This is a genomic window from Streptomyces adustus (assembly GCF_009377175.1).
GTDB lineage: Bacteria > Actinomycetota > Actinomycetes > Streptomycetales > Streptomycetaceae > Streptomyces > Streptomyces adustus.
Genome location: NZ_VJZD01000366.1, coordinates 1 through 6,546, shown reverse-complemented (window position 1 = coordinate 6,546; position 6,546 = coordinate 1). Strand labels below are relative to the sequence as shown.

Annotated in this window: 7 protein-coding genes; 4 read left to right on the top strand and 3 right to left on the bottom strand. The window is 71.8% G+C overall.

The features are described 5' to 3' along the window. Both FNH09_RS49670 and FNH09_RS43315 read left to right on the top strand, forming a co-directional pair. Positions 1–1,282 (top strand): helix-turn-helix domain-containing protein (locus FNH09_RS49670; RefSeq protein ID WP_162469975.1); only part of this gene is annotated, 1,282 nt, incomplete at its 5' end. 78 nt (positions 1,283–1,360) lie between these two features. Then, positions 1,361–2,134, top strand: a complete 774-nt coding sequence (locus tag FNH09_RS43315; RefSeq protein WP_162469974.1) for an arylamine N-acetyltransferase — start codon at positions 1,361–1,363, stop codon at positions 2,132–2,134. A 138-nt stretch (positions 2,135–2,272) separates the two neighbouring features. Here FNH09_RS43315 and FNH09_RS43310 read toward each other — a convergent pair whose 3' ends face one another. The 3 genes from FNH09_RS43310 to FNH09_RS43300 form a co-directional block, all read right to left on the bottom strand. Beyond that, positions 2,273–2,989, bottom strand: coding sequence for an HAD-IA family hydrolase (locus tag FNH09_RS43310; RefSeq protein ID WP_152895362.1), 717 nt, complete (start codon positions 2,987–2,989; stop codon positions 2,273–2,275). A 97-nt stretch (positions 2,990–3,086) separates the two neighbouring features. After that, positions 3,087–4,184 carry a Gfo/Idh/MocA family protein gene (locus tag FNH09_RS43305; protein ID WP_338017857.1) on the bottom strand — a complete coding sequence of 366 codons (1,098 nt, stop codon included), beginning with the start codon at positions 4,182–4,184 and terminating at the stop codon, positions 3,087–3,089. Next, positions 4,181–5,347, bottom strand: a complete 1,167-nt coding sequence (locus FNH09_RS43300; RefSeq protein ID WP_152895361.1) for a DegT/DnrJ/EryC1/StrS family aminotransferase — start codon at positions 5,345–5,347, stop codon at positions 4,181–4,183. Before FNH09_RS43300 ends, FNH09_RS43305 begins: the two co-directional genes overlap by 4 nt. A gap of 181 nt (positions 5,348–5,528) precedes the next feature. Here FNH09_RS43300 and FNH09_RS43295 point away from each other — a divergent pair, with 181 nt between their 5' ends. Together FNH09_RS43295 and FNH09_RS43290 are read left to right on the top strand one after the other, a co-directional pair. Then, a complete protein-coding gene (locus FNH09_RS43295) occupies positions 5,529–5,972 on the top strand; it encodes a type II 3-dehydroquinate dehydratase (RefSeq protein WP_152895360.1) in 444 nt (147 codons plus the stop codon). After that, on the top strand, positions 5,969–6,546 hold a 578-nt coding region (locus FNH09_RS43290), incomplete at its 3' end, for a thioesterase II family protein (protein ID WP_152895359.1). The genes FNH09_RS43295 and FNH09_RS43290, both read left to right, overlap by 4 nt.

The following is a 6,546-nucleotide window of genomic DNA, read 5'->3' as shown; positions in this document are numbered from 1 at the left end:
GGCCCGCACCCCCCTGCCCGCACCGCGCCGCCCGGGCGGCGCCACCGTCGTGGCGCTGCGCAGCGAACCCTGGCTGGAGCGGGCCGCAGCCCTCGCCGGCGAGCTGGCCCGCGACCGCCAGGTCGTGGTGGAGCGCGCCGAGCAGGTGCTGTGGGACCTGCGGCTGAGCCGCTCGGCCTACTGGTCCGAGGAAGCGGCCCTGCTTGCCCTGCTCACCCTGGTCCACGGCGACCGCGCCGACAGCGCGGCCGAGTGGTGCGAACGCCTCACCCTGGATGCCGCCGAACGCGCCACGCCCACCTGGCAGGCCGTCTTCCAGGCGGTCCGCGCCACGATCGCGGTGTACCAGGGCGACCTCGCCGCGGCCGTCGAGCAGGGGCACCTCGCGCTGGACCTGCTGCCGGCCAAGTCGTGGGGGGTGGCCATCGGGCTGCCGCTGTCCAGCCTGGTCGTCGCCACGACCCGGATGGGCCGCTACGACGACGCGCTGCGCCATCTCTCCCAGGCCGTGCCGGCGGCGATGTACGAGAGCTGGTACGGGCTGCCCTTCCTCCAGGCCCGCGGCATCCACCACCTGGCCACCCACCACCACCGGGCCGCCCTGCGGGACTTCCTGTCCTGCGGGGAGCTGCAACGCCAGTGGGGCGTGCAGGACCTGGGACCACTGCCCTGGCGGGCCGGTGCCGCCGAGGCCTGCATCCAGCTCGGCAACACCGACCGGGCCAAACAGCTCGTGCACGAACAGCTCTCCCGCTCCGGCGCCGGCGGCGGCAGGGCCCGCGGTCTCGCACTGCGGCTGTACGCGGCCACCTGCGCACCCGGGCGCGGGCTGCAACTGCTCAACGAGGCACTGGAACTGCTGGAGTCGGCCGGGGACCGCTTCGAACAGGCGCGGGTCCTGGGCGACATGAGTCGGCTGTACGGCGAGGTCGGCGAGCAGCGCCGGGCTCGGATGCTGTTCCGCCAGAGCCTGCACGTCGCCAAGGCCTGCGGGGCGCAGCCGCTGACACAGGAACTGCTCGCGGGCTCCACCGACGCCGGTACCGAGCGCCAGCCGCTCCTGCCCTCGCACGAGGGGTCGGTGCGCGAACTCACCGGCTCCGAGGTGCGGGTCGCCTCGCTCGCCGTCATGGGCTACACCAACCGCGAGATCGCGGCCCGCCTGTACGTCACGCCGAGCACGGTGGAACAGCACCTCACCCGGGTCTACCGGAAGCTGAACATACAGCGCCGCCAGGACCTGCCGTCGTTCCTGTGGCCGAACGCCTCCAAGGCCGGCTGAAGCCGCGCCCCGCCTTCCCGAGCCGCCCCCGATCCCCTCTTCCCCCCGATTCCCGTTTCCTGCACGGAGGTTTTCCAGGTGTTCGACACAGATTCCTATCTGAAGAAGCTGGGGTACTCCGGTCCTCTGGAGCCGACCCCGCAGCTGCTGCGCACGCTCCACAAGCTGCACCTGATGAAGGTGCCGTTCGACAACTCGCTCAACGCCGGCCGCGGGCTGGACATCTGGGAGTACGTCGACATCGACGTCGACGAGACCTTCGACGCGGTGATCACCGGCGGCCGTGGCGGCGTCTGCCACGAACTCAGCGGGCTCTTCCGCAACCTGCTCACCCGGCTGGGCTTCGACGTGGCCGTCATGGCCGCCGGGGTCCGGATGGCCAACGGCGAGTTCGGGCCCGAGATGGAGCACATGCTCCACGTCGTCTCGTTCGGCGAGGAGCGCTGGCTCGTCGACGTCGGCTTCGCCGGCCCCTCCTTCCTGGAGCCGCTGCGCCTGGCCTCGGGCCACGAGCAGGAGCAGTACGGCTGCACCTACAGGCTGGACGCCCAGGACGGGCACTGGACCCTCAACCGGCGTCCGCTGGAGGGTGCCTGGGAGGTCGTCTACCGCCTCCCCGACGTCGTGCGCGAGCTGTCGGACTGGCGCGGCGATGCGACCCTGCGCGAATACGCGCGCGAGCTCAACTCCGCGGTGACGCTGATCCGCGGCCGCGCCTTCGCCACCGGCCAGCTGACCCTGATCGGCAAGCGCCTGATCACGGTGGCGCAGGGCCGCCAGCAGATCCGTGTCCTGGTCAAGCCCGCGGACTACGACAACGCCGTGGAGTCCATCCTGGTCACGGAGATCTGACGGGCCCGGCCACCGCCCAGGCAGCGACGACGCCGAGGGCGCCCCCCGGCAGGAGGGCGCCCTCGAACGCGAGGCGGCCCCGCCGGTGCAGGCACCGGCCGGCCCGCGGAGGCGGCCGCTGGTGAACAGGCGCCCGGATCAGGCGACTTCGGCCACGGCCGGGCACAGGGCCAGCAGCTGGTCGGGCCGGTGCAGGGCCGCGTGCGGGGCGGCGGCGAGGAGTTCGGCCGCGTCGCACTCACCCCACAGCGCGGCCACCGTGTCGACACCGGCCGCGCGGGCCGCCGCGATGTCGGTGACGGCATCGCCGACCATCATGGCCTCCTCGGGACGGGCACCGAGCAGTTCCAGCGCACGCAGCACGATGTCGGGCGCAGGCTTGGCCCGGGCCACCTCGTCGGAGCCGAGGACATGGTCGAAGTGGTGCAGCACACCGAGGGTCTCCAGCAGGTGCCGGGCCCGGGCACCGGCCTTGCCGGTGGCGATGGCGGTACCAAAGCCGCGCCTGCGCAGCTCCTCCAGCACCGGGGTGACGCCGGCGAACAGCGGAACCCGCCCGGCGAGCCGGTAGCTCTCCCGGACGAAGGGCTCCTCCATCTCCAGCGGCAGCCCCATGAGTTTCATGATGTCGGGAAAATATCGGCCCAGATGGCGCTCGTACTCCTCGAAGGGAGCCTTTCCGTCGCCGATGACCTCGGCATAGGCGATCGTGAACGCCTCCCGCATGACCGGAAAACTGTCCACGATCACACCGTCGAGATCGAAGACGACCACGCTCTTGGGGTGGCTGAACGGAGCGCCGGTCGTGCCGGCGGCACCGCTCGTCTCGGGGGCGAAGGCGATACCAGAGTGCATGGGGATCTCCCTGACGTCGGTATGTCGGTGCACGGCGGGGCCGGGGGAGTGCTGCGGGGCACGACCGGCCGTACAAAGGGCTTGATGCCGGCCGGGTTCACACGGCGGCGGGCACCGCCGGCGCGGGCCGCTCCCGGCGCGCCGAGGCGTAGAGCCGCTCGATGACACCGATGGTCCGGCGCGCCTCGGCGACGGCCCGGCCCTGGTAGCCGGGGTCGGCGAGCAGCCGGGGCAGCGCCCCGAGCTGCCGGTCGTACTCCGCACCGACCGGCTCCTCCTCGAACGGGACCGGCACGCTCTCACCATTGCTCACCAGCAGCAGTTCGGAGCCGCCCGCACGGTTGGGGCTGAAACCGAACGTGCACCGCAGCGAGACCGCTGCCGCGCTGCCCTCGACACGGATCACGGTGGTGTCCAGCGCCTCGTGCGAGGCCCAGCTGGCCCGCAGGGACACCGACACCCCGGTGGAGGTGAGAAGGAAACCCCGCGCGGTGTCCTCCACGTCCCCGCCGCCGGCCGGGGCCTGACCCTCCCCGTGCCGCCAGGAGGTGCCGTGCGCGGCGGCGCCCAGGAAGTCACCCGAGACGGAGCCGAGGACCTGGTCGTAGTCGACGGCGCCCAGCAGCGGGGCGACCGTGTCCAGCAGATGCCAGCCCAGATCGACCAGAGCACCGCCGCCGGACAGGTCACCGCGGGTGAACCAGCCGCCCGCGTCCGGCACCCCCTTGGCCCGCACCCAGGACACGTCGATGTGCCGGATCTCGCCGGCCTTGCACGCCACAGCGGCGCCCAGAGCGGCGACGTCCGCGCGGTAGCGGGCAGCGCTGCCCGCCAGCAGCACGGCGCCCGCCTCGCGCTCGGCCGCGGCCAGCCGGACCGCCTCGGCGGAGGAGAGACAGACGGGCTTCTCCAGGAAGACCGGCACTCCCCGGCGCAGCAGACCGGTGGCCACCGGGGTGTGCAGATGATTCGGTACGGCGACCACGGCGAGATCCGCCAGGTCGGTGGTCACCTCCGCGACGTCGGCCAGCACGCGGATGCCCGGCCAGGCGGCCGCGGCGGCCTGGCGGGCCGCCGGTGACGGGTCGGCCACCGCCACCACCTCGTACGCCGGATGCGCGAGCAGCCGGGACAGCCAGATCTCCCGCCCCGCCCAGCCCAGCCCCACGACGGCCACGCGCAGGCGCGTGGTCACAGCGCCGCCAGGGTGTCGGAGAGGATGTCGGCGATCTGGTGCATCTCCCGCTCCCCGGCGAGCAGCGTGCGGTGGTGCAGCCAGATGGCGTCGGCGTACACCGCCTCGGTGTTCGGGCAGCGGGCGGCGACCGCCTCGACACTCTCCTCGGGCGCGCCGGTCTCCCAGAAGCCGTCCGAGCGGTAGATCGCCCGGAACGCGGCGAACGCCGGCAGCCCGCGCTCGATCAGCGCGTCGACCAGCTGGTTACGGCGCTCGGCAGTCATACCGGGAATACGGAACATCGCCATGTAGTGCGGGTTGCGGGTGACCCGCTCGTCGACGCTCTGCGGCTGCACGCCGTCGATCTGGGCCAACAGCTGCGACAGCACCGGCCAGTTGCGCTCCCGCGTGTCGATCTGATCGCCGAGCCGGGCCAGTTGGGCGCGCAGCACGCTCGCGGAGAACTCGTTCAGCCGGAAATTGGAGCCCGAGGTCTTGTGGTAGTAGTACCGGTCCGTGCTCGGCCGGCCGCAGCTGTGCCGCAGGAACGCCTGCTCGCGCTGCTCGGCGTCCACGAAAGTGACCAGACCGCCCTCGCCGGCCGTCATCAGCTTGCCGTTCTGGAAGCTGAACGCGGCGACCGCGCCCAGCTCGCCGACCTTGCGGCCCATCCACTCCGCGCCGTGCGCATGCGCGGCGTCCTGGATCAGCGCCACCCCGCTGTCCGCGGACAGCTTGCCCAGCGCGTCCATGTCGCACATCTGGCCGGCCATGTGGACCGGCATGATCGCCGCGGTGCGCTCGGTGATCGCGTTCGCGGCGGCCACCGGGTCGATGTTGTAGGTGTCCGGGTCGATGTCCACCGGCACGGCGACAGCACCGAGCCGCTGGGCCGCCTGCGACGAGGAGATGAAAGTGAACGCCGGCACGATCACCTCGGTGCCGGGGCCCACGCCCAGGACCTGCAGGGCGAGTTCGAGGGCATGCGTGCCGTTGGTGACCGCCAGGGCGTGCTCGGTGCCGTGGTAGGCGCCGAACTCCTCCTCGAAAGTGTCGACCTCGCTGCCGCCCATCCGCCACCACTGGCCCTGGTCGAGAGCGCGAATGAGACCGGTGCGCTCCTCGTCCCCGAACTGGGGCCACGCCGGGAATTCAGGCTTCGGCCGGGAATTCTGAGTCATTTCTCTTCCGCTCCTCCGCAGACAGAAATTGTGTCCCGAATCTACCGGCGCGAAAGCGGGCAGGTCATCCCCCTAAGGGGCCCCTATATCCCCCTTGTCAAGGGTCGCGCCACGGAATCGCAATTCCTCTTCGCACGGCATTGCTCTAGCCTTTTTCAGCAGGCAGTCACCTGGAGGCGACATGAGCGAGCTGCTACTCCTGAACGGGCCGAACCTCGGCATTCTCGGGCGTCGTGAGCCCGAGATCTACGGCACGGAAACCCTGAACGACATAGCCGAAGCGGTGGCGGACGAGATCGCCGACCGCGGCTGGAAGGTGAGAAACATCCAGCATGAATCGGAGGCGGAACTCATCCGCGCCATTCAGGACGGCTATGACACGGTCGGAGCCATCGTCAATCCCGGGGCGCTTATGATCGCGGGCTGGAGCCTGCGGGACGCACTCGCCAGTTACCCGCGTCCCTGGATAGAGGTGCACATCTCCAACATCTGGGCGCGGGAGTCCTTCCGGCACGCCTCGGTGATCGCCCCGATCGCCGACGGCCTGATCGCAGGCCTCGGCTCCACCGGCTACCGGCTCGCGGCCCGGGCCCTGCTCGCCCTGACCGAGGCCGAGGCCCGATGAACACCGCCACACCCGTGCACGGCCGCCCCACGCCGGCCGTGCATACGGCCACCGACCCGTGGATACGGCGCTTCCAGCCGGCCCCCGACGCCCCCGTACGACTGGTCTGCCTGCCGCACGCGGGCGGTTCGGCCGCGCTCTACCTCCCCTTCGCCCGCGCCCTGTCCCCCCTCGCCGACGTACTGGCGATCCAGTACCCCGGCCGCCAGGACCGCCGTGCCGAGCCGGGCATCACCCGCCTCGAGGACCTGGCCGACCTGGTGGCCGACGCCCTGGCCCCCTGGACGGACCGCCCCCTGGTCGTCTTCGGGCACAGCATGGGCGCCCTCCTCGGCTACGAGGTGACGGCCCGCCTCGAATCGGCGGGCACCGCGCCCCGGGCCCTGATCGCCTCGGGCCGCCGCGCCCCCTCCTGCCACCGCGCGGAATCGGTCCACCGGCGCACCGACGAGGGGGTCGTGGCCGAACTGAGACGACTGGGCGGCGCAGACCCCGCCTTCCTCGACGACCCCGAACTCCGCGCGATGATCCTCCCCTCGGTCCGCACCGACTACGAAGCGATAGAGACCTACAC